The following is a 26,027-nucleotide window of genomic DNA, read 5'->3' as shown; positions in this document are numbered from 1 at the left end:
GCCGGGACGTCGCACGTCCCGGCGGGTCGGCAGCGTGCTTCCAAGATCCCGACCGCTGGCCGCGCGCAGACACGCAGGCCCTAAACTGCTGAGTTATGGCGAGACCACCAGGGCATGGGCCGGGGTACGAGATCAAGCGGCAGGAGATCATCGACAAGGCGGCCGCGCTGTTCGCCAAGAAGGGCTACGCCGCCACGGGCATCGCTGAGGTGGGCGATGTCGTCGGGCTGGCCAGGGGTGCGCTGTACTACTACATCGGCTCGAAGGAGCAGTTGCTCGTCGAGATCCAGGACCGGGTCATGCGCCCCATGCTCACCAATGTGCACCGGATAGCCGCCTTGGACGAGGACCCGCTGATCCGGCTCCGGATGTTGTCGCTGACGCTGCTGGAGAACATCCTGGCCCGGCTGGATCATGTCTGGGTCTACGAGCACGACTACCGCAACCTGCACGGAGTCAACCGCACGCGTCTGCTGAGCCAGCGCAGCGAGTTCGAGGATGTCGTTCAGCGACTGATCGTCGCCGCGATGGACGAGGGATTGTTCCGCAAGCTCGATCCGCGACTCGCCACGCTGCAGTTCCTGAACATGCACAACCACACGTACCAGTGGATCAATCCCGGTGGTGAGTGGGATGCCGAGTTCCTCTCCCGTGCGTACTGCGCGACTCTCTTCCTGGGTTTCGCCAGCCCCGGCCGTCGGTTCGACGACCTTGAGAGCCGCATGAGTGAGCTCCTCGCCAAGAGGCAGACCGCTACCCCCGAACCGCTGCCGGACTTCCGGAAGGGATGACGTCGACCGTCTGTGGACGCACATCGGCAGCGCGTCGAGCCCGTTGCTCTCGGTCTGCTGTGGGCCGGGCATCTATCAGCTCGACCGTGCCCGGGCGGAGGGCTTTTCCGCGGTGCTGCTGGAGGTCGGCCTGGGGGTCGGCAGGCTCTGGTCTTGGAACTGCTCCTTCGAGACGTGCTTCGAGACGTGCTTCGAGATGTGCTTCGAGGCGGAGAGCAGCGTCCGCGGGTGCTTCTTCTCCGCTGAGCTGGGGGCGGAGTGGAAGTGGCCGGGGGAGGGCGTCGGGCAACCCGAGATCGAGCGCTGCCTGAACCACCTGGTCGACCGCCACGACTTGCGTCGGGACATCGAACTCGGCGCCAGGGTCGACTCGGCCGTCTTCGACGAACCGTCCGGGACATGGTTGGTCGTGACCAGCGATGCCGGCGAGTACCGCGCCCGTTTTCTCGTGGCCACCACAGGCGTTCTCCCGATCCCCCCCCGGAGCGGAGTGTTGACGCCTACCGTGATGCAGGCGACGGGCTGATCCATGACGGATCCGTCCGTGCGGGCCGCTGTCAGCGGTCCGGTACCGGGCAGCACGAGGCCCATGACCAGCTGAACCGCACGCCTGTCTCCCTTCGGCATGCACCTGCCTGCCGTGCCGCCCAGGCCGGGGACGGTCGAATCCCCGGGCGGGTTCGGCGTCGAACTTCATCTCGTACGACCCTCACGCCGGCACGCTGAAGCGGCTTGGAGTGCGGGGCCGGGACGGTCTCCAGCCGACCGGATACTGGGCGGACGCCCCGCGCTCCTGCCTCGGTGTCATGACCGTGGGCCTTCCGAACTTCTTCTTCCCGGGTGGGCCGCACGGTGGCCTCGACAATCCGCACCGGTCGCAGCGGCCGTGGACGACGAGTACGCCGAACTGATCTTCTCCGAGCGGGACGTGCCGCTTGAACCGAGACCCGCGTGTGCCTTCGGGCGCCATGGGCTGTGCTGTGGGAGGCGGACGGGGCTGCCTTGGGGCCCGGGGAGGCTGAGCGGGGGAGCGGTGAGCCGGGAGCGGGTGCGGTTGTGCTCGCGCAGCCAGGCGGTCAGGTCGTTGCGGTAGCACAGCTCGCCGAGCGGGACGCCGAGCTTGAACAGGCACGGATGGTGGATGGGCACGGATGGTGGATGGGCAGCAGGGTGCGGGGGCCCTGTGCCTTCGTGAGGCCCACGCCTTCCACCGGCGTTGTCCGCGGCCATGATGTCCTGGAGCTGCTTGAAGTCGACCGGCTGGTAGCCGGTGCCGAGGTGGCGGGCGATGTCGATAAGGACACCGCGTCCCTGGACGCCGTGCTCCGCCACGTGCTCCAGGCCGAGGTGGCGGGCACAGCTGAGGCTGCCGCTGCCATCCCCTTTGGCGTTCTCCCGCGGTCCGACGAGGTCGGTGTCCGGCGGTAGCCGTTGGAGTGGACGGGTTCGGCGACACTGTCCGCGTCCGCGTCGAATTCGGCGCCCCGGTGGGCGAGGGAATCCCACTCGGTCGAGTACCGCAGCCACAGAGTGACCACGTCGTCCGACCACACGTCGGTCAGAGATGGGTCGATCCGCTTGCTTGCTTGCGACGACGTTGTGGAAGACGTCCTGGTTGTGGTCGAGATCCTCAGTCGGTCGCAGAATCGGCGGTTACCACCGCTGGTTCATGGCCGAACCGCCCGGATGGTCGAGCGGACGGCTCAGGCTGAAGCTGATGCCGTGCTCGACCTCGCGTACCCCTGCGGTGCCTTCGGGGGCGTCAACAGGTTGATGCGGCCCAACTCGTCGTGATCGCCCCAGTCCCCCATGTCGATCCCGGCGGCCTCGGCTTCCGACGCTTCGTCATGATAAACGCCTCCTCTGTCGACGTCCCTGCCGAATGTCGCCGCCATGATATTGGCTTTGTACCGTTCGGTCAATGAAATGCCTCGTTGCTTTGCAGTGACCACTGGGGCGTTCTCGGTTTGAGTAATGGACTGGATGGTCGAAATACGATAGACCGTGAGGTACAAGTAACCGTCAGTACCTGGAGGAACGAATGAGTGAAACCTCGTACGCCGAGGTTGTCGCGGGGGTCCGCGCCACCATCGGCGCACACACCCAGGCGCAGGACGCCGGCCTGACCGATGAGATCGTCGCGCTGTACATGCCCGACGCCGTCCTGGAGGTGCCGGGGATCGAGGCCATCGAGGGGCGCGAGGCGATCCATCAGGCCTTCAAGGGGTGGGAGCCCACGAAACCCCAGCTCCACCTGGTCAGCAACACGGTGGTCACTTCGTCCGGTGAGGGCGACGCGACGGCGCTGAGCGACGTCGTCTTCCTGCAGCGGGGCGAGTCCGCCTGGGGAGTGCAGATCACCGGCCGCTACGTCGACACCCTGCGATGGCACGACGGGAAGTGGCTCTTCCAGCGCAGGAACACCACCTACCAGGTATGACCGACCAACTCTCCGGGAGCCGTTGTGACCACATCTGCTGAGGCCTCGCTCGCTGTCTCCGTACAGGCTGCCGTCGCAGCCTACGCACAGGCGCTGGACGCCGACCGTGTCGATGACATCGTCGAGTTGTTCTGGCCCGACGGCGTCGCAGAGATCACCGGTGTCGGCACGTTCGAGGGGCACGACGCGATACGGGCCGGGTATGCCAACTTCTCGCCGACGCAACCGCAGTTGCACTTCGTGGGGAACACCGTTGTCACGTCGTCGACCGACGACGAGGCGACGGCGGTCAGCAATCTGGCCTTCTTCCAGCGTGACGAGTCTGGCTGGGCGGTGCGGCTGGTCGGCCGTTACGACGACGTATTCCGGTGGCGCGGCGGTGAGTGGCGATTCCAGCGAAGGGTCACCACCTTCTTGCCGTGACGTCCTCCGGGCCCGTCGGTGAACCAGAACGACGCTCGGCCGGCCCCGGGGCCGGCCGAGCGTCACCGGACCTCCTGGATCGGTTCCTGGAGTTTCCGTCCGTCTTCCCCGACGGAGCCATCGATCTGCGGGACCGGTGCCTCGGGGAGGAGCTTGTCGAGATCGGTCTGACCAGTGTGTGGGGCGCCCTGTGGGTCCGTGACTGGCCTCACCACGGACGAGATCGCCGAAGTCATCCACCAGGCGGCCGGATATGTAGGCTTCCCGGCTGCGACAGCCGCGCGGAATGCCGGTCAAGAGGCCCTCCCCGTCGGACGGCGGCGACGCCCATCCGGGTGTCGGGTGGAACGCGCGGGCAGGTATCGCCGGCCGCGTCGGCATGGCCGGTTTGGGGACCGTCGCGTGGCATCACGCGAGACGAGGAGTTCGCATGTCGTGGGAGAGCAAGGTCGCCGTCGTCGGCGGCGCTCGCGGTATCGGCCAGGGCGGTCGCGACAGTGCTCGCTCCCCAGGGGGCTTCGCTCGCGGTGCGGGACCGGAGAGGTCTTTGTGAAGGTTGTCATCGACGAGGAGAAATGCGTCGCTGCCGGGCAGTGCGTGGCCGCCTCCGCGGACGTGTTCGACCAGCGCGAAGAAGACGGCATCGTCATCCTGCTGGACGAGAATCCGCCGACGGAGCTGGCCGACGACGTGCACACCGCCGTGGCCGTGTGCCCCGCACTCGCCACCCGCATCGAGGAGTGACGGCGCGGTCGCAGAGGGGCAGGGCGGCCGTGGCATCGCGACCTGGCTGTCCCACCGTTCCGGCACCGCGTATCGGGCCGGCCCGCAGTGCGAAGGTGTCGGGCGAACCGCACGGGATCAAGGTGAACGTGATAGCCCCGGCCGCGGTGACGCGGATGGGGGGTGCGGATGGGGGGTATCGAGGACGAGGCCGCCGCGGTGGCTGCCGTGCAGGAGGCGGGATGCCCTCCGAGGCGGTGTCGCTGATCGTGGCCTACGTCGTGCACGAGGACTGCCCGGTCGACGGGGAGATCTACGCGGCGGGCGCCGGCGCTTTCGCGCGCTTCTTCGGCGGCTCAACTCCGGGCCATGTGCACCAGGGCGGTTGCCGTACCCTCCGCGCAGTTGGAGGCCTGACGGCGACGACCCGGGCTTGCAGTTCGGTGGCCCACCCCTTCGCCTTGGCTTCGGTGACGGCGTTGAGGGTCCCTTCCTTGAGGTCACCTCTACAACGCTCCAAATGACTGCGTGTCGCTATGACGTGACTGCGTGTCACCTCGACCTCGGTGGTCTCGCCGACGACGACCACGGCGGTTCCCTAGCACCCGTGCCGCTCGGACGTGCCCCTGCGAATCCATTGATTGTACCGATCGGTCGACGTAAGATTCCTGGCGTGCGCATCGCGATGTCGCCAGCCAGGCGCCGCGAATGACATGTGAGGGCTGTGTCGCGGCGGCTGCCGACGACCGGGGCCGGGCGAGGGAGTCGGGGAATCCCTCCGATGTCATGACGAGCGCGCGGCTCGTAGCCGTCTGACGAAGAAGTCCAGGAAGAGGAGTGCGGACCATGGCCGAGAAGGTGACCGGTGCCGGTGTGACCGAGGAGATTCCGAAGTACCCGTCGCCCCGTGCGGCGGAGTGCCCGTTCGCACCGCCGCCGGGTCTGCTCGCGCTGCACGACGCGGGCCCGTCGGTGCGCAGGGTCGAGACGTGGGACGGCAGCACTCCATGGGTCGCCACGACCCATGCGGCTCAGCGTCAGCTCCTGGCCGACCCGCGACTGAGTGCCAACATCGGGGCGCCCGGGTACCCGCACACCACCGCGTCGATGAAGGCGCACGCGGCGGAGATGCAGCCGTCGATCAACAACACGGACGGTCCCGAGCACCAGCGCTGGCGCCGGATGCTGACGAGTTCGTTCACCCGCCACCGGATGGAGAAGCTGCGCCCGGAGATCCAGCAGATCACCGACGACCTCATCGACAAGATGCTGGCGGGCCCGAATCCGACCGAGCTGAACGAGGCGCTCTCGCTTCCGCTGCCGTCGCTGATGATCTGCGCGCTGCTCGGAGTGCCGTACGAGGACCACGAGTTCTTCCAGAAGCACGCCGGGGTCACCAATGCCCGCTATATGACTCCCGAGGCCGCGGCCGAGACCACAAGGGTGCTGCGCGAGTACATCGGCGGGCTCATCGAGGCCAAGATGGACAACCCGGCTGAGGACGTCCTCTCCGACCTGGCCGAACGCGTCAAGGAGGGTGACCTGACGATGGCGGAGGCCGTCCCGCTCGGTCACATCCTGCTCGTCGCCGGTCACGACACCAGTGCCAACATGATCACCCTGGGGACCGCCCTGCTGCTGGAGAATCCGGACCAGGTCGCCGCCCTGCGCGAGAACAGCGGTGACCCGAAGTTCGTGGCCAACGCCGTCGAGGAGCTACTGCGCTACCTGACCATCCCGCACCTGCTCGCCAGGCGGGCGGTCGTCGAGGACATCGAGATCGACGGCGAGGTGATCCGCGCGGGGGAGGGTGTCATCGCGGCCCTGCCGGCGGCCAACTGGGACCCGGAGGCGTTCCCGGAGCCCGAGAGGCTCGATCTCGCGCGCAAGGCAGCGCACCACATGGCGTTCAGCTGGGGCCCGCACCAGTGCATCGGCCAACAGTTGGCCCGTATCGAACTCCACGTCGTCTTCAGCACGTTGTTCCGCCGGATCCCGAGTCTGCGGCTGGCGGCCGACGTCTCCGAGCTGAAGTTCAAGGAGGACTCGCAGGCCTACGGCATCTACGAGCTGCCCGTCGCCTGGTGACCCGGCGCGCGCCACGAGGGCGGGCGTGAGGCGCGCTGACGTCCTTTCCGCGCGCCACCGAAGTCCGTGGCGTCGGACTTGATGAACAGCGCCTCGCCGCCATCCCGCGTGATCCCCTCGACCACTTCCCGGCCCGCATCCTCCCGGCGCCCGGTGAACGCCACCTTCGCGCCCTCCTGCGCGAACGGAAGCGCGCTGACCCGGCCGATTCCGGACGTTCCCCCGGTGATCAGAGCAACCTTGCCGTCCAACATTCCCATCGTTCTCGTCCACTCCCTATTGGAATTTGTCATATGGCCGATAGGGGCCCGGCGTTCGAAACCGGTGCCTACTTTTCCGACCGGGTGTCATGCCACGCCACCCGGTCGGATGTGCGAGAGATATAGCGTCCGCTCCTTCCGCCGGATTCCGCGACCGCTATACGCCATCGCAATGACCGGTATAACCCCCGCCGCCTGATGACTGGGCAATCTGCCAATCGGCACAAGCCGGATGCGGCAACCGGGATTGACCGCGGCCGAGCATTCAGAAAAGCGCCCTGCTGCTCCGTTCGGCCGACCGCACGGAGTTGCCCGGCCGAATAGCCAGGAGTGCGCTGATAAAGAGCACTGCGCAGCTTGGTGAATCCCTGGAGCCGCTCCTGCGGACGCTTCGTGCCCGGCCCAGGCACCGGCCCAGGCACCGGCCCAGGTACCGGCACCGGCGGAACCCGGAGGAGTTCGGGGACCGAGCCGGTCACCTGCACGGGGCGGTTCGTACGGCTACGTGGAGGCTGTCATGGGCGTGCGGCCCCGTACCCTGGCGGGCCTCAGATGTGGATCGGCGGTCTCAGCGACGCCGCCCTGCACCGGGCGCCGCGGTTCGGCGACGATGCCGTGTACGCGCTCGACGTCAACGCCCCGTTCTGCCTGGTGGCCGAGCTCGCCTCGGGTATGGCCGACCGCGGCGGCGGAGCGATCGTCAACGTGAGCACCATCGCGGCCGCGCTCGGGTTCCCGGGCAGACCACCGCTCAGGCCGGGGAGGACCTGCAGAACCTGGCCGCCCAGGCGTCTGCCGGACGGTCGGCATCCGCTGCCAGATCGCGGCGGCGGTCGCGTATCCGGCCGACGACGAGGCGAGCTTCGCGCAGGGCGCGGGCGGTCCTGCCCGTCGACGGTGGTCGCCCCGCCGTCCGACCGCCCGCTCCGCCCGGACGCGCCGTCGTCCTCCTCGCCGCCGTGGGGATCAGCCGGTGGAGGGCTGCTCGAACGCGGCGATCAGGCGTCCCAGATCCTGCCGCCGTGAATGCGCCGGCCACACCGCCCATGTCCGGCGCACGAGAGGGTGGCCGAGCAGCGGCGACCACGCCACACCCTCGGGAATGGGCTGCGACCAGTCAGGCGGAGCAAATGCGAAGGCCCGCCCGGCACTGACGGCCGCCAGCTTCACCTCCGCGATCAGCCGCTGCCCCTGCGGCGCCTGTGCTCCCAGGTCAAGACCGTGGCTGCGCAGGATCGCCGTCAGCTCGTCGTACCAGGCAGGGCTGTCCGAACGAGGGAAAGCCACCCACTCCAGCCCGGCCAGCGCGTCCAGTGCGATCCCGTCCGGCCCGGCCGGCTCGGCGGTCTGCTCCGCGGCCAGCAGCACGCCGAGCCGTTCCCTGTTGACCAGCATCGCGTCGAACTCCTGCCCGGCCGGACGTTCTCGCAGTAGCCCCACATCGAGCTCGCCGATGTGCAGCGCGGCCAGCTGCTCGGACGTGGACAAGTGCCGGGCCCGTACCCGGGTGTCGGAACAGGCCTCGGCCAGCTCGGTGAGCGCGGGATTCAGCAGGCGCGACGGGAACTCCAGCGGGACGCCGATCCGCACTACCCCTCCGCCCCCGTCGGCGTACCGCGCCATCGTCCGCACCGCCTGATCCCGCCGGGAGAGCAGCGCACGGGCCTCCCCGAGCAGGGCGGCGCCGGCGTCCGTGGGCCGCACACCGGTACTGCTGCGCACCAGCAGCCTGACCCTGAGCTCCCGCTCCAGACCGCTGACCGTCTGGGACAGCGCCGGCTGGCTGACGTGCAGCCGCCGGGCCGCGGCCGAGAAGCCGCGCTCCTCGACCACTGCCACGAAGGAATGCAACTCCCGCAGGTCCATGAACCCATCGCACCACGACGAGAGCGCCACATCCACAAGCGTCCACAGGCTCCGCTTATGGCCCCCATGATCTGAGGCGCGGACTGCTGGACAGGCGGGTGAACGAGGCCAGGCGGGCCGCCGGTCGCGGCGCCCCGCCATGGCCTCGCGACCTTGGTCGCCTAATGGTCGGCGAGGCCCAGGGCCATGAAGCCGCCGTCCACCGGGAGGGTGACGCCGGTGATGTAGGCGCCACGGGGCGAGGCAAGGAAGACGATGGCTTCGGCGATCTCACGTGCCGAGCCCAGGCGCCCCAGCGGCACCCTCGCCCCCAGCGCCTCGAAGTCCTCCTGGCCGACCATGTCCGCCACGTTGTCGGTGTTCGTGTGGCCGGGGGCGACCGCGTTGAAGCGCACTCCACGGCTGCCGAACTCGACGGCCCAGGCGCGTGTGAACGAGTCCACGGCCGCCTTCGACGCGCCGTAGACGGACGTGCCGGCCATCCCGGCCAGACCGGCGATCGTGGTGACACTCACGACACTGCCGGACCCCTTGGCCGCCATCTTCGCCACCAGCGCCTGGGTGAGGAAGTACGTGCCGCGCACGTTGGTCCGAAGCATGGTCTCGAACGTGTCCAGGCCCTGCTCCAGCGTGGGCGCGAACGGGTAGGCGCCGGCGTTGTTGACCAGGACGTCCACCTCACCGGCCTCGTCAGCGAGGCGCCGGACCGAATCCAGATCGCTGAGGTCTGCCGCGATGAACCTGGCCTTGCCACCGGCCGCCTCGATGGCCGCGACGGTCTCCGCGCCCTTGGCGGCGTTACGGCCGGAGACAATGACGAACGCGCCGCCCTGAGCCAGCAACAGAGCCGTCTCACGGCCGATGCCGGACGTGCTGCCGGTGACGAGAGCGGTCTGATTCTCGAACTGCACAAGAGGCACCTTTCCACGGGGGGCCGAGGCGACCCCGCACCCACCAGGTTCGAAGCTTTGGTACCTACTCTCAGACGCTTTCCGCATTCGGGCAACCCGAGCCCCCGCGCCGCCCAATCGCCTCAATTACTGACCTGATCAGGGAATTTCCAGCCTCGATCGCGAATACTTTTGGCAGCCATAAGCCGAACCGTGTCGTGGCAGCTTCTCGGGCTGACACCAGGCCCGCCTGGTAGGGGGGGAGAGATGTACGTCCATCAGACCGCAGAGGCGCCTATTTCGACGACGAGGAATCGCGGAATCGAAGGAGAGGAGTCATGCCGGACTCCGAAGGGCACACCGACGTGGAGGAAATGGATCTCAGCGCAGTTTTCCGCGCCGGTAGACTTTCACCGACGTTGGGTGATCAAGGGGTTTTCACCGCCTGCGGGTCCACTTCGGCTGCGGGCGGGAAACGGTGCATCGGCGCACCTTCGAAGAGGCGTGGAGCGTGTGTCACAGCGGTCTGCCGAGGCTTCCCCCCCCGTAAGGGGTCACCCATTTCGTGCAGGCTCCTGTCTCCATGCCTCGCTGCGTCCGTCACTGCGAGCGGGCGCTTCCCGCGGATGACGACCGCCTCGACCAGCGCAATATGCCCGCTGTCACTCCGATGCCGCACCGGTTTCACCCGATTGCACCAGATCGGCGGGCTCGACGGCACGTACGCGTGAACGCTGATGAGCCGAAGGCCTCAAGAGGAAGCGAGAACGACATGACGGCATCTTCGGTGCATGGCATACGACGCCACACACGGCGTCTCCACATCGCGGCGGTGGGGTGCGCCGTTGCCGCCTTGGGCATGGTCACGACGGCCCCGGCAGTCGCGAACGGTGGCACAGGCGGTGCGAAGCCCACCATCGTGCTGGTGCACGGCGCCTTCGCCGATGGCTCCAGCTGGAACGGGGTGATCGAACGGCTCGAACGCAGCGGCTACACGGTCATGGCCCCGGCCAATCCGCTGCGCGGGCTGTACAGCGACTCTGCCTACATCGCCTCCGTGCTCAAGAGCGTCAAGGGCCCCGTCGTACTGGCCGGCCACTCCTACGGCGGAGCCGTGATCAGTACGGCCGCAGCCGGCAATCCCCAGGTCAAGTCCCTGGTCTACGTCTCGGCGCTGATGCCGGACGTGGGTGAGAGCGGCATGTCGTTGGCCACCCGGTTCCCCAGCGCCCTCGGCACCGCCACCACGTCCGTTCCGTACCAGGCGGGCGGCGTCAGCGGAACCGACCTGTACCTCAAGCGCGACAAGGTGCACCCGGTCTTCGCCGCCTGTCTGCCGGGCAGCGAGGCGAACCTGCTGGCGGCCACCCAGCGGCCCGCGGCCGCCACCGCGTTCTCGGAGAAGGCCAAGGTCGCGGCCTGGAAAGACATCCCGTCCTGGGCCCTCGTCGGCCGGCAGGACATGACCATCAACCCGGAGCAGGAGCGCTTCGAGGCCAAGCGCGCCCACTCCCACACCGTGGAGATCGACACCTGCCACGTGTCCCTCATCGCCCGCCCCGACGCCGTCGCCGACCTGATCGTCCAGGCCGCCACCGCCACCGCCACCGCGACGAACAACGCCGCCGCCACCGATCCTGCCAGCCCGACGCTCGCGAACACCGGCACCGCGGGGCGCGGCACAGAGGCGATCACCCTCGGCGGCATCGCGGCCGCATCCCTGGCCGCCGGCTCTGCGGTCGTTCTCCTCGGCCGCCGACTGCGCCGCCGCACGCACTGACGGGAACGGGGCTGCGGTGGCCGGCCCACCTGGGGTCAACCAATCTACCGACGCTGTTCCGCGACGCGCGCCCATCCTTTCCGTGACGTGCGCCCATCCTTTCCGCGACGCGCGCCCATTCCTGCAGCGCCGCGCACGCCGCCTCCGTGGTTTCGCCAGGTCAGGGCACCCCAACGGGTCACTACCGATCGCGGCGGCGTAGCCGGGCGCGGAGCATGAGGGAGGCCCGTGGACGGGGTTCCGGACCAGCAGGAACAGGAACAGGATCAGGAACAGGATCAGGATCACGAACAGGACGAGGAAGAGGACGAGCTCCATGAGCAGACGCACCCAGGGGGGCCCGCCGCGGGCCGCCCGCAGCCGCGCGAGCGCGGTCCTCCTGGCCGCCCTGACCTGCGGCGCGGTGCTGGTGTCATGCAGCACGAACAGCGGCGACAACGGCGGCGGTACCTCCGTCACCCCGCGCGCCACTCCGCCGGACACGTCCTCGTTCAGCGGAACACCGCCGTCCGCCCTGGCGTCGGCCGCCTCCTCGATCATCGGTTCCGCCCGGGCCTCGGCCTCGGCGGCGGCCTCCTCGATGTCCGCCGCCGCATCGGAGTTCGAGGCGTCCGTCTCGGCCGACACCGCCCGCGCGAGCGCCGCGGCGCAGGCGGAGCTCAAGAAGGTGCAGGGCTCCGGCAACGCGATGTCCGAGGTCGCCATGACCGGCATGCCCAGGTCGCGGACGGGCGGTCTGCTCGCGGTCCTCGTCACCATCACCAACAGGACCGACCACAAGGCCTCGTACGCCGTGCAGATCGACTTCAAGAACGCCGACGGCAAGGTCGTGGAGACCCGGTACGTGGGGGCGCAGGACCTTGAGCCGGGCAAGCGCGCCCAGCCCATCGCCATCAGCAGACAGGCCGCCGACCCCCCGCTGATCCCCCGCCTGACCAAGGCCCAGCGGTACTGACGGGACGCCCGACGGAGAAGAGCAACAGCGGGCGCCCACCCATACGTTGACGGAGCGTCAGTCCTCCCGGACGAGGTGCACCGCCGTGCTGGACCAGTCGCCCGGCGGCAGGTCGAACGTGAGCCCGTACTCGCTCAGCGCGGTCGAGTGGTGCACGACGCCGGTCCGGGTGTCGCGGTAGCCGCTCCCCGGGGTCAGGCCGCGCAGCCGGACCGGCAGTCGCGGGGCGCCGTGGCGGGACACGCGCCGCGCGGCGAGCAGCAGGGTTTCCGAGGCGTCCGCGGCGGTGTACTGCACCACGCAGACGGAGTCCTCGGCGGGCGGCGACAGCCGGTCCAGCCTGCCGTGCTGCACCAGATGGCGCACCTTCTTGTACTCGGCGACCAGGGCGGCCCCCTCCTGCAGTTCCTCCTCGGACCAGTGGGTGAGATCGCCCCCGATGCCCAGCGCTCCGGCCATCGCGACATGGAAGCGGAACCGCAGCGGGACCGTGCGGCCGGTGAGCTGGTTGGGTACGTCCGTCACCCACGCGCCCATCGTGCGTGCCGGGTAGACCTGGCCGTAGCCCTGCTGGATCCCCATGCGGTCGGCGGCGTCGGTGTTGTCGGACGCCCACGCCTGGTCCGTACGGGCCAGAATGCCCAGGTCGACCCGGCCACCGCCACCGCTGCAGGACTCGATCCGCAGCCCCGGATGGTCCGCGCGGAGACGGTCGACGACGTCGTAGAGGTTGCGCACGTACTCGGGGCCCAGACGGTCGGCGCCGTCCTGCCGCTCGGGCCAGCCCGCCTCGCTGAACGCGCGGTTCATGTCCCATTTGAGGAAGTCGATACCGTGGTCGCCGACCAGCCGGGTCAGCCAGCCGTGGGCCCAGTCGGCCACATCGCGGCGGGCGAAGTTGAGGACCAGCTGATTGCGCAGCTCGGAGCGGGGGCGGCCGGGGAAGTGCAGCACCCAGTCGGGGTGCTCGCGGTAGAGGTCGCTGTCGGGGTTCACCATCTCGGGCTCCACCCAGAGACCGAAGCGCATCCCGAGCCCGTGCACCGTGCGGACCAGCGGTGCGAGCCCGTCCGGGAAACGGTCGGGCGCCGGTGTCCAGTCGCCGAGCCCCGCGCGGTCGCTGCGGCGCGCTCCGAACCAGCCGTCGTCGACGACGTAAAGCTCCACGCCGAGCGCCGCGGCCCGTTCGGCAAGCGCCTTCTGCCCCACTTCCTCGACGTCGAACCCGGTCGCCTCCCAGGAGTTGTAGAGCACCGGCGCGACCTCGTCCGGGTGCGGCAGCACGTGCGCGCGGACGTACGCGTGCCAGGCGCGGCTGGCCGCGCCGAAACCGCCGTCGGTGCACAGGCCGACGAACGGGGGAGTGGTGAACTCCTCGCCCGGCGCGAGCGGCACGGCCGTACCGTCCTGGCCGAGGCCGCCGGTGAATCCAGCCCGCCCGTCGGGGGTGCGCTGTACGGTGACGCGCCAGCTCCCGCTCCAGGCGAGGGCGGCGCTCCACACCCGGCCGTGCTCCTCCGTCGCCTCACCGGCGTCGAGCATCACCCATGGGTTCGCGTGGTGGCTGGTGATTCCACGGCGGCTGGTCAACACCGTCTCGCCGTACGGCAGTCGGTCGCGGCGCAGCTGACTCTCGGCGGACCACTGTCCGGTGACATGGCTGAGCCGGTAGTCCCGCAGCGGAGGCAGGGTCCAGGCGGCGGAGTCGGCGCGCAGCAGGGTGACCGGCTCGTCGCCGTCGTTGCGGACGACGGTCCAGCGCTCGATGACGTCCGTGTCCTCGTGCACGCGGTAGTGGAGTGCCACCCGCAGGGGGTGGCGGCGGTCGCGGAACGACAGCGTCAGCTCGCCCGCGTCGATGTGATGGCCGTCCGGCTGCCATTCGAAGGCGCGGGACCCGTCCGCGAAGCGGATCTGCAGGGACGGCGGTCCGTAGCGCGTGCCGCCGTCGACCGGCAGCTCCTCCCCGACCGGCGGCCTGCCCTCGAAACTGCTGGCGTCGGGCGCGGACGGGACGGCGAGGCTCTCGGCCTCCGGCAGGGTCAGTCGTGGGCCCCACGCGACATGGCAGGGCGCTCCGGTCTCGTCGATCCGCAGCGCGTACGAGGTGCGCGGTGTGGACAGCAGCCAAACCCCGGTGTCCGGGGCGAAGGAGATCGGCGACATGGATCCTCGCGTTCAGGTGGTGCTCACGTACGAGACAAGAGAAAGCCAACCTCGACCTTGGAACACGTGTCAATGCCTGATCGCATACTGGGATTCGTAGGTCACAGGTACCTCGTAGACCATCCTCAAGAGAATCCTGCTTCTTTCATTGACAGCAGAAAATAAGACCCTTAGGTTCCGGCCATGCGCTCGACCTCTCCCACCGAGGCGTTCCCGGCCCATACGCCGGCCGCTTCCCAGATCTTCACCACCGTGCTGTCCCACGGCCCGCTCACCCGGTCGGAGATAGCGGGGCGGACGCAGCTGTCGGCGGCGGCGGTCACCAAGGCGGTCCGGCCGCTGATCGAGGCCGGCTACCTCGTGGAGGACCTCGCCGAGGACGCGCGGCAGCCCGTCCTCGGGCGGCCCGCCAACCCGGTGCGGGTCGACGGCGGGAGAGCGCTGTTCCTGGGGATCAAGGTGACGGCCGACGAACTCATCGCCGTGCTCACCGATTTGTGCTGTCGCATCAGGGTCGCCCGGCGCGTTCCGCTGACCTCCCGCGCGCCCGGGGCGGTGCTGGCCGCCACCGCGGGGCTCGTCCAGGAACTGCTGACGGAGGCCGACGGTTTCGGGGTGCAGATCCGGGGGCTCGGCATCGCCGTCTCCGGTGATGTGGACCGGGCGGCCGGGGTGGTGCGCTACTCGCCCTTCCTGGAGTGGCGTGACGTTCCCCTGGCCGAGCTGGCCGCGACTACCACTGGGCTGCCGGTCACCCTCGACAACGACGTACGGGCGCTGACCGTGGCCGAGCAGTGGTTCGGGGCCGGGGTGGGGCTGTCCGACTTCGCGGTGGTGACCGTCGGCGCTGGCATCGGCTGCGGTCTGGTGGTGCACGGGCAGGTGGTGGCGGGGGCGCACGGTGTGGCCGGTGAGATCGGGCATGTGGCGATCGATCCGTCCGGTCCCCTCTGCCACTGCGGCAACCGCGGCTGTGTCGAGGCGATCGCCTCGGACTCCGCGATCGCCGGCCAGGTCCGGGAGGTCACCGGGGTGCCCGTCGCCGACGCCGTCGAGGCCCTGGACCTCGCGCACCGGGGCGACCCCGGAGCGCGGGAGGTGTACGCCCGGGCGGGAGCGGCGATCGGCCGGGGGATCGCGACCGTGGCCAACCTCTTCGGCCCCGAGCGCGTGATCATCTCCGGCGAGGGCCTGGCCGCCTACGACCTGTTCGCCGAGCAGATCCGTGACACGTTCGCCGAGGCCGCCTTCGGCTCGGCCGCGCGCTGCGACGTGCAGACCCGCCCGCTGCCCTTCGAGGAGTGGGCGCGCGGGGCGGCGGCCACCGCGATCCAGTCCTTCATCACACCGGACACGCGCTGAGAACACCCACTGAAGCCCCGGACGTCCGCCGAATCCCGGGACACCCGCCGAAGTTCCTGACACCCACTGAAGCCCCGGACGTCCGCCGAATCCCGGGACACCCGCCGAAGTTCCCGACATTCACTGAAGTACCCGACATCCACCGAATTCCCAGACACGCATTGAAGCGCATGCACGCACGGAAGATCAGACCTGTACTGACAGCGTGAGGAGCAACGATGACGCAGCAGAGCCGCAACCCCCTGGCTGCGCGAGACCCGGGCCGCCGCAGAGTCGTCGGCGGACTGTTCGGACTCGGCGCCGCCGCACTGGCCGCGCCGGTACTGACCGCCTGCGGCGGGGGAGCGGGGACCGATCCCAAGACGGTCACCTTCGGTTCGAACGGAGCCGACGCCACCCCCAAGTCCGCCTACGCGGCCCTGACCAAGGGCTTCGGTCAGGACAGCGGTCTGACGGTGAAGACGAACACCGTCGACCACGACACCTTCCAGAAGAGCATCTCCACCTATCTGCAGGGCACCCCGGACGACGTCTTCACCTGGTTCGCCGGCTATCGCATGCAGTACTTCGCCAAGAAGAAGCTGTGCAGCCCGCTCGACGACGTCTGGGACAAGATCGGCGCCGGCTTCAGCGAGGCCACCAAGCAACTCTCTCGCGCGGAGGACGGCACGTACTACTTCGTGCCGCTCTACAACTACCCGTGGGCCGTCTTCTACCGGAAGAGTCTCTTCGCGGAACGCGGCTACCAAGTCCCGCAGAAGTGGGGCGAGTTCGTCGCGCTGGCCAAGCAGATGAAGAAGGACGGCCTCGCCCCGATCGCGTCCGGATACGGCGGCGGTGACACCTGGAGCATCCTCGGCGCCTTCGACTACCTCAACCTGCGGACCAACGGCTACGACTTCCACATGGAGTTGATGCGCGGCAAGGTCTCCTGGACCGACAAGCGCACCGTCGCGACCCTCGACCGGTGGCGTGAACTGAGCCCCTACTACCAGCAGGGCGGCGGCGGCCGCTCCTGGCAGGACGCCGCGCAGTCCCTGCTCGACAAGAAGTCCGGCATGGCCGTCATCGGACTCTTCCTCGGCCAGCAGATCAGCGACGAGAAGATACGCGCCGACATCGACTTCTTCCCCTTCCCCGAGATCGACGCCGCCCACGGCCAGGACGCCGTGGAGGCCCCCACCGACGGCTTCATGCTCAGCCGGCGGCCCAAGAACGAGACCGGCGCCAAGAAGTTCCTGGAGTTCCTCGGCGGCGCCCACGCCGAAGAGCTGTACATGGGCGTCGACCCGAGCAACCTCGCCGTCAATCAGCAGGTGAAGACCGACTCGTACAACGCGCTGCAGAAGAAGTCCGCCGCGCTCATCGGCTCCGCCAAGCACATCAGCCAGTTCGCGGACCGTGACAGCGACCCCGGCTTCATCTCCACCGTCGTACTTCCGGGCCTGACCGAGTGGCTCGGCCACCCCGACGACGGCTCGGGTGCGCTGAAGAAGATCGAATCCCAGCGCTCGCGTTTCTTCACGGCCTGACCGGGCCCGGAAAGGTCTCCCCCACCGTGTCCTCCGCGCCCGTCACCCCTCCCGTACGGCGAAACACCCGTCGCCCCCGCGCCCGCCGACTCGGCCCCGGCGACCGGCTCTTCCTGACGGTCGTCATCGGCATCCCGCTCGCCGCCCTGCTCTTCTTCGTCTGGCTGCCCGCACTGGCCTCCCTGGGACTGTCGTTCACCACCTGGGACGGCATCGACCTGTCCGACATCCACTGGATCGGTCTGGACAACTACAAGGAGATCTTCACCAACTACCCGCCGTTCTGGCCCGCGGTGCGGCACAACGTGATCTGGCTGCTGTTCACGGCGCTGCTGCCCACCCCGTTCGGCATCTTCCTGGCCTACCAGCTCGACCGGAAGATTCGTTTCACCAGGATCTACCAGACCGCGATCTTCCTGCCGATGGTGCTCTCCCTGGCCGTCGTCGGCTTCATCTGGGAGATCATCTACAACCCCGACACCGGACTCCTCAACGGCATCCTGAACGCGGCAGGTTCGGGCCACCACGTCGACTGGCTCGGCAACCCCGACCTCAACCTGTGGGCCGTCCTCGTCGCCTCCGGCTGGCGGCACACCGGCTACATCATGATCCTCTACCTGGCCGGCCTGAAGGGCTTCGACCCGGCACTCAAGGAGGCCGCCGCCCTGGACGGGGCGAACGGCCGCCAGACCTTCCTGCGGGTGGTCTTCCCCGCGCTGAAACCGGTCAACATCATCATCCTGGTCGTCACCGTCATGGAGTCCCTGCGGGCCTTCGACATCGTGTACGTCCTCGGCGGCGGCGTCGGCAGCAAACCCGGCATGGAACTGCTGTCCCTCCTCATCACCGACAACATCATCGGCGAGTCCAGCCACATCGGTTACGGCTCCGCCCTCGCGGTCGTCCTGCTCCTGGTCTCCCTGGCCGCCATCGGGATCTTCCTCGTCCAGACCTTCCGCAAGGAGGAGCAGTGACCACGACCATGACGCGGCCGCCCTCCCGACTGCGCGAGCCCCGGACCCGCAAGACCCCCACCGGGCCCCGCCGCCAGACCGGCCGCCATCTGATGCTCGGCGGCATCGCCCTGCTCTGGCTCGTCCCGTTCCTCTGGGCCGTGTACACCTCGCTGCGCCCCTACTCGGACACCGCGAAGCACGGCTATCTCTCCTGGCCGCACAGCCTGAGCCTGGGCAACTTCGCCGACGCCTGGCAGCAGTCCGGGATGCCGCACTTCTTCTGGAACTCCGTCCTCATCACCGTCCCGTCGGTCCTCGGCACCCTGCTGTTCTCGGCGGCCGTCGCCTTCTTCGTCTCCCGCTTCGACTTCCGCTGGAACATCGTCCTGCTGATGCTCTTCACCGCGGGCAACCTGCTCCCCGCGCAAGTGCTGATCACTCCCCTGTACCGCCTCTACCTCCTGATCCCGCTCCCGCAGTGGATGAGCGACTCGCTCCTGCTCTACAACTCGGCCTGGGGCATCATCGCCATCCACATCGCCTACCAGTCCGGGTTCTGCACCTTCGTCCTCAGCAACTACATGAGGACGATCCCCAAGGAGATCTCCGAGGCGGCCCTCGTGGACGGCGCCCCCGTCTGGCGGCAGTTCTTCCAGATCATCCTGCCGCTGTGCCGCCCCGCGTTCGCGGCCCTCGCGACCCTCGAATCGATCTGGATCTACAACGACTTCTTCTGGCCGCTGGCACTGATCGAGACCGGCGACAAGCGCCCCATCACCTCCGCCCTGGCCAACCTCCAGGGCCAGTACTTCACCAACCCGAACCTCATCGCGGCCGGTGCCCTGATGACGGCGATCCCCACCCTGCTGGTCTACTTCGCGCTCCAGCGCCAGTTCATCAGCGGACTCACCATCGGGTCGGGCAAGGGCTGAGCCGCCCCTCCCACCCTGAACCCACAGGAGGCACGACCCATGCGGTCACCCTCGTACTCCGTCATGCCCGAAGCCGCCCCGCGCTCCGGCCGTCGTTCCATGAGAGCCGTCCTCGTCCTTGCCCTCACCGCGGCCATGGCCACGGCCGTCCCCGCAGCTGAGGCGGACACTCCCACTGCTGAGACCGTCGCCGCCAAGCCGTACATGGGCTGGTCGAGCTGGAGCATGCAGTCGTCCAAGTACCCGGGCCTCAACCCGGACGGCGACTACAGCTACCTCACCGAGGCGAACGTCCTGAAGCAGACGGACGCCCTCGCCGCCAAGCTGAAGAAGTACGGCTACGACCATGTCAACATCGACGCCGGGTGGTGGATGGACAAGGCCTGGAAGTCCGGCTTCGACCAGTACGGCCGGCAGACGCCCGACCCGGTCCGTTTCCCCCACGGCATGAAGTCGGTCGCCGACCACATCCACTCCAAGGGCCTCAAGGCCGGCATCTACCTGCCCGTCGGCCTGGAGAAGGGGGCGTACGGCGACGGCAAGACGCCGATCTGGAACGCCTCCGGCTGCACCACCGCCGACATCGTCTACTCGGACCTGCGCACCACCAACGGCTGGGACAGCGCCTACAAGCTGAACTTCGACAACCCCTGCGCGCAGAAGTACATCGACTCGCAGGCGCAGCAGTTCGCCGACTGGGGCTACGACTTCCTCAAGCTGGACGGCGTGGGCCCGGGCTCGTTCAAGTCCGGTGACAACTACAACAACGTCGCCGACGTCGCCGCCTGGCAGAAGGCCATCACCGCCGCGGGGCGCCCGATCCATCTGGAGCTCTCCTGGTCGCTCGACATCGGCCACGCCGCCGACTGGAAGCAGTACTCCAACGGCTGGCGCATCGACACCGACGTCGAGTGCTACTGCAACACCCTGGTCACCTGGGACAACTCGGTCAACGACCGGTGGGACGACGCCCCGGCGTGGAGCAGGAAGGCAGGCCCGGGCGGCTGGAACGACCTCGACGCCATCGACGTCGGCAACGGCGAGATGGACGGCCTCACCAAGGCCGAACGGCAGAGCTACATGACCCTGTGGGCCATCAACAAGTCGCCCCTGTTCACCGGTGACGACATCACCAAGCTGGACAGCTACGGCGTTTCCCTGCTCACCAACAAGGAAGTCATCGCCGTCGACCAGAGCGACTCGCCCGTCGCGCGTCCGCTCACCCCGGTGGGCGACCAGCAGGTCTGGGGCACCAAGAACGCCGACGGCAGCTACACCGTCGCCCTGTTCAACCTCGGTGACTCCCCGGCTTCCGTCACCGCCCAGTGGGCCTCCCTCGGATTCACCGGCAACGCCTCCGTGCGCGACCTGTGGAACAAGGCGAACCTCGGGACCTACAAGAACAAGATCACTGAGGCGCTGCCCGCGCACGGCTCGCGGTTGTTCACCGTCAAGCCCGGCGGCGGCACGCTGACGACCACGAGCTACGAGGCCGAGGCCGCGGCCAACACCCTGTCGGGCAACGCTTCCGTCGCCGGATGCGACGCCTGCTCCGGCGGCAAGAAGGTCGGCAACCTCTACACGGGCGGCAAGGTGACGATCAACGACATCACGGTGAAGAAGGACGGGATCTACACCGTCAAGGTCGCCTACGTCAGCGGCGACCCCCGCTCCGTGACCGTCCTCTCCAACAGCGGTAGCGGCACCAGCCTGAAGTTCCCCTCCACGGGCGACTGGGGCACGGCCGAGACGGTCAGCGTCCAGCTGGCCCTGAAGGCGGGCTCCAACACCATCACCTTCGACAGTGGCAGCGGATACGCACCCGACATCGACAGGGTTGTCGTTCCGCAGTCCGTCTGACCTGCTTCCCGCGGGGCCCGGTGACACGACCCGGGCCCCGCGGGAACCGGCCCCACGCCGACGGTCCGCAGCCGTCGTTCCCGCACGAGCCGCTCCCCGGATTTGGAGTGCACAACCGTGGACATTCAGCACATCGAACCGCGCGACGACAAGCCCAACCGCAGAGGCTTCCTCGCTCTCGCCGCCGCTGCCGGCGTGGCCACCGCACTCGGTGGTCTGCCTGCCTTCACCGCCTCGGCGGCTCCCCTCCGTCCCACCGGGTCGCCCATGCTGTCCGCGGCCGACGCCGCGAAGAACCAGCTGTGGTGGCAGGCTCCGGGCTCCTCCAACTCGATGATCGAGCAGGGGCTGCCGGTCGGGAACGGACGCCTCGGGGCGCTCGTGAGCAACGACCCGTCCAGCGAACTTCTGATGATCACCGACGCCACGCTGTGGACCGGCGATCGCAACGACACGCTGCAGAGCGACGGCCAGTTCCCCTACGGCCGCGACGACTTCGGCTCCTTGACCCTGCTGGCCGAGCTCACCGTCGCCATCCCCGACCACGACCTGGGCGACGTCAACAACTACCGTCGCTCCCTCGACCTGGCCCAGGGCCTGGTCAGCACCTCGTACGACATCTCCGGCGTCACCTACCGGCGGCAGATCTTCGCCAGCCGCCCCGACGACGCCATCGTCCTGTACTTCTCCCAGCAGGGTGGCGGCTCCTACACCGGCACCGTCTCCCTCGCCGGCACCCACGGCGAGTCCACCACCGCCAACAGCGCGGGACGGTACGCCTCGTTCGGCGCCTCCTTCGCCAACGGCCTCAAGTACGGCGCCGCCGTCACCGCCCACAGCAGCACCGGCAAGGTCCGCGTCGACGGTACGTCGATCTCCTTCAGCGGCTGCAAGGACCTTACTGTCGTGGTCAGCGGCGGCACCAACTACGCGCCCGACGCGGCCGCGAAGTTCCGCGACCCGTCCGTGGACCCGCAGCGCCTCGCCAGAACCAAGGTCCTCAACGCGGCCGGCCACTCGGTGAGCACCCTGCTGCACACACATGTCGCCGACTTCCGCGCCGTGTTCGGACAGCTGGACATCAACCTCGGCACCTCGTCCGCGGCACAGCGCGAACTGGACACCTGGGAGCGGGTGCAGGCGCGCCACCGGGACGACGTTCCCGACCCGGAACTTGAGGCCGCCTACCTGCAGTTCGGCCGCTATCTGATGATCTCCGGATCGCGGGGCAGCCTGCCGATGGGCCTCCAGGGCCCGTGGCTGGACGGCAACGACCCGGACTGGATGGGTGACTACCACACCGACATCAACGTCCAGATGAACTACTGGATGGCCGACCGGGCGGGCCTGTCCGACTGCTTCGACGCCTTCGCGGACTACTGCCTCGCGCAGCTGCCCTCCTGGACGGAGGTCACCGAGCGACTGTTCAACACTCCCACCAACAGGTATCGCAACTCCAGCGGGAAGGTCGCCGGCTGGGCCGTGGCCTTCTCCACCAACCCCTACGGCGGCAGCGGTTGGTGGTGGCACCCGGCGGGCAACGCCTGGCTCTGCCAGAGCCTGTTCGAGCACTACGAGTACACTCAGGACCGCGCCTATCTCAAGAAGATCTATCCCCTTCTCAAGGGCGCCGTGGAGTTCTGGGAGGCCCGCCTGATCACCACGACCGTCACCGATGCCTCCGGAGCCTCCCGCGAGGTCCTCGTCGACGACAGCGACTGGTCCCCCGAGCATGGTCCGCAGGACGCCAAGGGCATCACCTACGCCCAGGAACTGGCGTGGAACCTCTTCGGCAACTACCGCACCGCAACCCGGGTACTCGGCAAGGACACCTCCTACAGCGCGACCATCGACGGCCTGCGTGAGCGCCTGTACCTGCCCGTGGTCAGCCCCAAGACCGGCTGGCTGGAGGAGTGGATGTCGCCCGACAACCTCGGCGAGACCACGCACCGCCATCTCTCCCCGCTCTTCGGCCTCTTCCCCGGCGACCGGATCCGCCCGGACGACTCCACGCCGAAGGACATCCTCGCCGGCGCGACGGCCCTCCTCACCGCCCGTGGCATGGACAGCTACGGCTGGTCCAACGCCTGGCGCAGCCTGTGCTGGGCCCGGCTGAAGAACGCGGAGAAGGCCTACCAGCTCGTCGTCAACAACTTGAAGCCGTCGGTGAGCGGTAGCAACGGCACGGCGGCGAACCTCTTCGACATCATGGACATGGGGGGAGGCCGCGGTATCTTCCAGATCGAGGCGAACTTCGGCACCCCCTCCGCGATCATCGAGATGCTGGTCTACTCGCGGCCCGGACACGTCGAGCTGCTGCCCGCGTTGCCCGCCGCCTGGGCGGCCTCCGGCTCGGTGTCCGGCGTCGGCATCCGTGGCGGTTTTGTCGCCGATCTCAGCTGGAAGAACGGCAAGGTCACCCGGGCGACGCTGAAGAGCGTCGGCGGCAGCAGCACGACCGTCGTCGCGGGCGGCGCCTCGCGGAAGATCAGTCTCAAGCCCGGTGAGTCCGTCACGCTGCGGAACCTCGGATGAGCGCGGCTACGTACCGGCGTCGCGCGATGGGCGTCGTCTCCGCGCTGATCCTCGCGGTCTGCGGACCCTTGACCGCCTCGACAGCCGCGCAGTCGGAACCGCAGTCGCAACCGCAGGACCCGACGGGCACGGTGGCGACCCCGCCCGCCGCGAAGGGCAAGCATTCCATCGTCACCTGGGGTGCCAGCGCCGACCGGCAGGGCTCCGGCCCCGCCGACCGCAGCTACCGGTTGATCGTGCGCACCAGCGTCGGCGGCACGAACATGCGTATCCGGCTGTCCAACGCCTTCGGCGACCACCCGGTGACCTTCACGAGCGCGTACGCGGGGCTGCAGAAACAGGGTGCCGAGCTGGTCCGTGGCTCCAACAGGCAACTGTCCTTCGGCGGGGCCGCGTCCATCACCGTCCCGGCCGGGGAGATCGTGGTCAGCGATCCGCTGCCCGGGAAGCTGGCAGCCCAGAGCAATCTGGTCGTCAGCCTGTACGTGACGGGTGCCCAGGGACCGACGACCGGTCACGGCATGGCCATGCAGACCAACTACGCGACCGCGGGCGACCACGCGGCCGAGGAGGGCGCGGCCAACTGGACCGATCCGATGGGCTCCTGGTACTGGCTGGACGCCGTCGACGTGGAGACCTCCACGGCGGTCGGCTCGGTGGTGATCCTCGGTGACTCCATCACCGACGGATGGGCCTCGACCACCGACCAGAACCGCCGCTGGCCCGACTACCTGTCCCGGCGGCTCCAGACCGCGTCCGGCATCGCCGTGAAGGGAGTGGCGAACGAGGGGATCTCGGGCAACAAGGTTCTCGCGGACGGGGCCGGGCAGGCCGCGCTGAACAGACTCCAGCGTGACGTCCTCTCCCAGCCCGGGGTCCGTACGGTCTTCCTCTTCGAAGGCATCAACGACATCAAGGCCCACAGTGGCGTCACGGTGGACGACATGATCGCCGGCTATCAGCAGATCATCGACCGGGCGCACGCGGCGGGCAAGTGTGTCGTCGGCGCGACCGTGATGCCGTTCAAGGGCTGGAGCGAGTACGACGCCGCCTCCGAGGCTGTGCGCCAGGGCGTCAACGACTGGATCAGGAACAGCGGCGCGCTCGACGCCGTGACAGATTTCGACAAGATCACGCGCAATCCGTACGACCAGCAGCTGATACTGCCGTTCTTCGACGGCGGCGACCACCTGCACCCCAACGACAAGGGAATGCAGGCGATGGCCGACGCCGTCGACCTCGGGAGCCTGACGTCCTGCTGACGTGGGATCCGCCTGTCCCGGGCCGCCGAGCGGGACGACGGCCCGGCTCCTCGACGAGCACATCCGCGGTGCGCGAGCCGCACGAGCGCCGGTGATTTTCGAGCCGGCGCTCGTGGTGAGAGAGTCGGCCCAGGACACGTGGAGTCGTATCCGGCGCGGCGGCCTCCTCCGGAGGCCGCCGGAGCCGACGAGGGAGAGGCAGGCGGATGACCCACCCGATCACTGTGGGCGTGGACGGATCACCCGAGAGCGGGGCCGCGGCGGCCTGGGCGGGTCGCGAGGCCGTACGCCGTGGGCTGCCCCTCCGGGTGGTGTACGCCTGGCACTGGCAGCCGCACCACGGCTGGGGCGAGGCCGGGGAGCGGGAGGACCAGGCGCGCTGGGCCCAGGACATGGTGAGCGAGACCGCACGGACCCTTGCCGAGCGGCACGCGGATCTACGGGTGGCGGCCGAGGTCCTGGACGGCCGCGCCGTCGCCTCACTGGTCGCCGCGGCGGCGGACGCCGGGACACTGGTGCTCGGTTCGCGCGGACACGGAGCGGTCGTCGGTTTCCTGCTCGGTTCCGTGGGACAGCAGGTGATCGCCGAGTCCGCCTGCCCCGTCGTGCTGGTACGCGCCGACGACCACGTCGCGTCCGAGGCGGCCGGCCACGAGATCGTCGTGGGACAACAGGGCGGGCCCGAGGACAGCGCGGCCGCACTTCGGTTCGCGTTCGAGACGGCGGCGGCACGCGGCGCGGCGGTGCGCGCCGTACGTGCCTGGAGCCTGCCGCCGGTGTTCGCCTACAGCCCGGGCTCGTTGAAACTGCTCGACGAGTCCGGAGGCTTGGAGCCGTACGAGAAGAAGGCGCTCGCGGAAGCGCTGCGGCCCTGGCAGGAGCGGTTTCCCGGGGTGCCCGTCACCCGGCACGTCGAGATGGGCAGTGCGGGAGAGGTACTGCTGTCGGCGGCCGCGCGGGCCCAGCTGATGGTGGTCGGGCGGCGCGCCCACCGCTCGGCGGTGGGGTCACTGATCGGTTCGGTGGCCCACGCGGTGATCCATCACGCGCCCTGCCCCGTGGCGGTGGTTCCGCACTCCTGAACACGGACCCGGCGGCGGAGGCACTCCTCGGTCGTGCGGCGCTGCCCCGGGAGGGGGGACGTACCGCCCGGTGGTGGCGGCACGTTTCCCCACCTGGGGCAGCGCCGGACGTGACGGCGTCCTC

Annotated in this window: 23 protein-coding genes; 18 read left to right on the top strand and 5 right to left on the bottom strand. The window is 68.9% G+C overall.

Going from position 1 to position 26,027, the window contains the following annotated elements:
• The first annotated feature begins 95 nt into the window (after window positions 1-95).
• The 3 genes from RV986_RS03440 (at window position 96) to RV986_RS03430 (ending at window position 2,219) form a co-directional block, all read left to right on the top strand.
• The gene (locus tag RV986_RS03440) at window positions 96-791 is read left to right on the top strand and encodes a TetR/AcrR family transcriptional regulator (RefSeq protein WP_475915956.1); all 696 of its coding nucleotides are present in this window, start codon (window positions 96-98) and stop codon (window positions 789-791) included.
• A gap of 112 nt (window positions 792-903) precedes the next feature.
• On the top strand, window positions 904-1,317 hold the full coding sequence (locus RV986_RS03435) for a hypothetical protein (protein WP_475915955.1): 414 nt from the start codon (window positions 904-906) through the stop codon (window positions 1,315-1,317).
• 530 nt (window positions 1,318-1,847) lie between these two features.
• On the top strand, window positions 1,848-2,219 hold the full coding sequence (locus tag RV986_RS03430) for a hypothetical protein (RefSeq protein ID WP_475915954.1): 372 nt from the start codon (window positions 1,848-1,850) through the stop codon (window positions 2,217-2,219).
• Window positions 2,220-2,494: 275 nt separating this feature from the next.
• Here the strand turns inward: RV986_RS03430 and RV986_RS03425 are convergent, their stop codons facing one another.
• Window positions 2,495-2,806: a hypothetical protein gene (locus RV986_RS03425; protein WP_475915953.1), complete on the bottom strand. Its 312-nt coding sequence runs from the start codon at window positions 2,804-2,806 to the stop codon at window positions 2,495-2,497.
• 26 nt (window positions 2,807-2,832) lie between these two features.
• Between RV986_RS03425 and RV986_RS03420 the strand changes: the two genes are divergently transcribed.
• From RV986_RS03420 to RV986_RS03400, 5 genes are all read left to right on the top strand, one after another.
• Window positions 2,833-3,231, top strand: coding sequence for a YybH family protein (locus RV986_RS03420; RefSeq protein WP_475915952.1), 399 nt, complete (start codon window positions 2,833-2,835; stop codon window positions 3,229-3,231).
• Window positions 3,232-3,255: 24 nt separating this feature from the next.
• A complete protein-coding gene (locus RV986_RS03415) occupies window positions 3,256-3,654 on the top strand; it encodes a nuclear transport factor 2 family protein (RefSeq protein ID WP_475915951.1) in 399 nt (132 codons plus the stop codon).
• A gap of 549 nt (window positions 3,655-4,203) precedes the next feature.
• On the top strand, window positions 4,204-4,398 hold the full coding sequence (locus RV986_RS03410) for a ferredoxin (RefSeq protein WP_475915950.1): 195 nt from the start codon (window positions 4,204-4,206) through the stop codon (window positions 4,396-4,398).
• Between the two features lie 221 nt (window positions 4,399-4,619).
• Window positions 4,620-4,901 (top strand): hypothetical protein, encoded by a 282-nt coding sequence (locus tag RV986_RS03405; protein ID WP_475915949.1) that lies wholly within the window; start codon window positions 4,620-4,622, stop codon window positions 4,899-4,901.
• Window positions 4,902-5,223: 322 nt separating this feature from the next.
• Window positions 5,224-6,465, top strand: a complete 1,242-nt coding sequence (locus tag RV986_RS03400; RefSeq protein WP_475915948.1) for a cytochrome P450 — start codon at window positions 5,224-5,226, stop codon at window positions 6,463-6,465.
• On the opposite strand, the gene RV986_RS03395 is transcribed toward RV986_RS03400, so the two are convergent.
• From RV986_RS03395 to RV986_RS03385, 3 genes are all read right to left on the bottom strand, one after another.
• Window positions 6,441-6,719: an SDR family NAD(P)-dependent oxidoreductase gene (locus RV986_RS03395; protein WP_475915947.1), complete on the bottom strand. Its 279-nt coding sequence runs from the start codon at window positions 6,717-6,719 to the stop codon at window positions 6,441-6,443. The two genes, RV986_RS03400 and RV986_RS03395, sit on opposite strands and share 25 nt — an antisense overlap.
• A gap of 972 nt (window positions 6,720-7,691) precedes the next feature.
• Complete coding sequence (locus RV986_RS03390; protein WP_475915946.1) at window positions 7,692-8,591, bottom strand: LysR family transcriptional regulator; 900 nt, start codon at window positions 8,589-8,591, stop codon at window positions 7,692-7,694.
• 161 nt (window positions 8,592-8,752) lie between these two features.
• A complete protein-coding gene (locus RV986_RS03385) occupies window positions 8,753-9,502 on the bottom strand; it encodes an SDR family NAD(P)-dependent oxidoreductase (RefSeq protein WP_475915945.1) in 750 nt (249 codons plus the stop codon).
• Window positions 9,503-10,253: 751 nt separating this feature from the next.
• On the opposite strand from RV986_RS03385, the gene RV986_RS03380 reads away from it, so the two are divergent.
• Both RV986_RS03380 and RV986_RS03375 read left to right on the top strand, forming a co-directional pair.
• Window positions 10,254-11,261, top strand: a complete 1,008-nt coding sequence (locus tag RV986_RS03380) for an alpha/beta fold hydrolase (RefSeq protein WP_475915944.1) — start codon at window positions 10,254-10,256, stop codon at window positions 11,259-11,261.
• Between the two features lie 316 nt (window positions 11,262-11,577).
• Window positions 11,578-12,216 carry a hypothetical protein gene (locus RV986_RS03375; RefSeq protein WP_475915943.1) on the top strand — a complete coding sequence of 213 codons (639 nt, stop codon included), beginning with the start codon at window positions 11,578-11,580 and terminating at the stop codon, window positions 12,214-12,216.
• A 57-nt stretch (window positions 12,217-12,273) separates the two neighbouring features.
• Here RV986_RS03375 and RV986_RS03370 read toward each other — a convergent pair whose 3' ends face one another.
• Complete coding sequence (locus RV986_RS03370; RefSeq protein WP_475915942.1) at window positions 12,274-14,382, bottom strand: alpha-galactosidase; 2,109 nt, start codon at window positions 14,380-14,382, stop codon at window positions 12,274-12,276.
• 183 nt (window positions 14,383-14,565) lie between these two features.
• On the opposite strand from RV986_RS03370, the gene RV986_RS03365 reads away from it, so the two are divergent.
• From RV986_RS03365 to RV986_RS03330, 8 genes are all read left to right on the top strand, one after another.
• A complete protein-coding gene (locus RV986_RS03365) occupies window positions 14,566-15,744 on the top strand; it encodes an ROK family protein (protein ID WP_475915941.1) in 1,179 nt (392 codons plus the stop codon).
• 218 nt (window positions 15,745-15,962) lie between these two features.
• Window positions 15,963-17,276: an ABC transporter substrate-binding protein gene (locus RV986_RS03360; RefSeq protein ID WP_475915940.1), complete on the top strand. Its 1,314-nt coding sequence runs from the start codon at window positions 15,963-15,965 to the stop codon at window positions 17,274-17,276.
• A 26-nt stretch (window positions 17,277-17,302) separates the two neighbouring features.
• Entirely contained in the window at window positions 17,303-18,250 is a 948-nt protein-coding gene (locus RV986_RS03355) for a carbohydrate ABC transporter permease (RefSeq protein WP_475915939.1), read from the top strand.
• 8 nt (window positions 18,251-18,258) lie between these two features.
• The gene (locus tag RV986_RS03350) at window positions 18,259-19,164 is read left to right on the top strand and encodes a carbohydrate ABC transporter permease (RefSeq protein WP_475924169.1); all 906 of its coding nucleotides are present in this window, start codon (window positions 18,259-18,261) and stop codon (window positions 19,162-19,164) included.
• A gap of 39 nt (window positions 19,165-19,203) precedes the next feature.
• Window positions 19,204-21,024, top strand: a complete 1,821-nt coding sequence (locus RV986_RS03345; RefSeq protein WP_475915938.1) for an alpha-galactosidase D — start codon at window positions 19,204-19,206, stop codon at window positions 21,022-21,024.
• 117 nt (window positions 21,025-21,141) lie between these two features.
• Window positions 21,142-23,559 carry a glycosyl hydrolase family 95 catalytic domain-containing protein gene (locus tag RV986_RS03340; RefSeq protein WP_475915937.1) on the top strand — a complete coding sequence of 806 codons (2,418 nt, stop codon included), beginning with the start codon at window positions 21,142-21,144 and terminating at the stop codon, window positions 23,557-23,559.
• The gene (locus RV986_RS03335; protein WP_475915936.1) at window positions 23,556-24,821 is read left to right on the top strand and encodes an SGNH/GDSL hydrolase family protein; all 1,266 of its coding nucleotides are present in this window, start codon (window positions 23,556-23,558) and stop codon (window positions 24,819-24,821) included. Before RV986_RS03340 ends, RV986_RS03335 begins: the two co-directional genes overlap by 4 nt.
• A gap of 206 nt (window positions 24,822-25,027) precedes the next feature.
• Window positions 25,028-25,903, top strand: a complete 876-nt coding sequence (locus RV986_RS03330; protein ID WP_475915935.1) for a universal stress protein — start codon at window positions 25,028-25,030, stop codon at window positions 25,901-25,903.
• The last annotated feature ends 124 nt before the right edge of the window (window positions 25,904-26,027 follow it).

Source organism: Streptomyces sp. RLA012, from assembly GCF_056270325.1.
The sequence above is the reverse complement of the archived record's forward strand: the minus strand, read 5'-3'. Positions and strand labels throughout refer to the sequence as shown.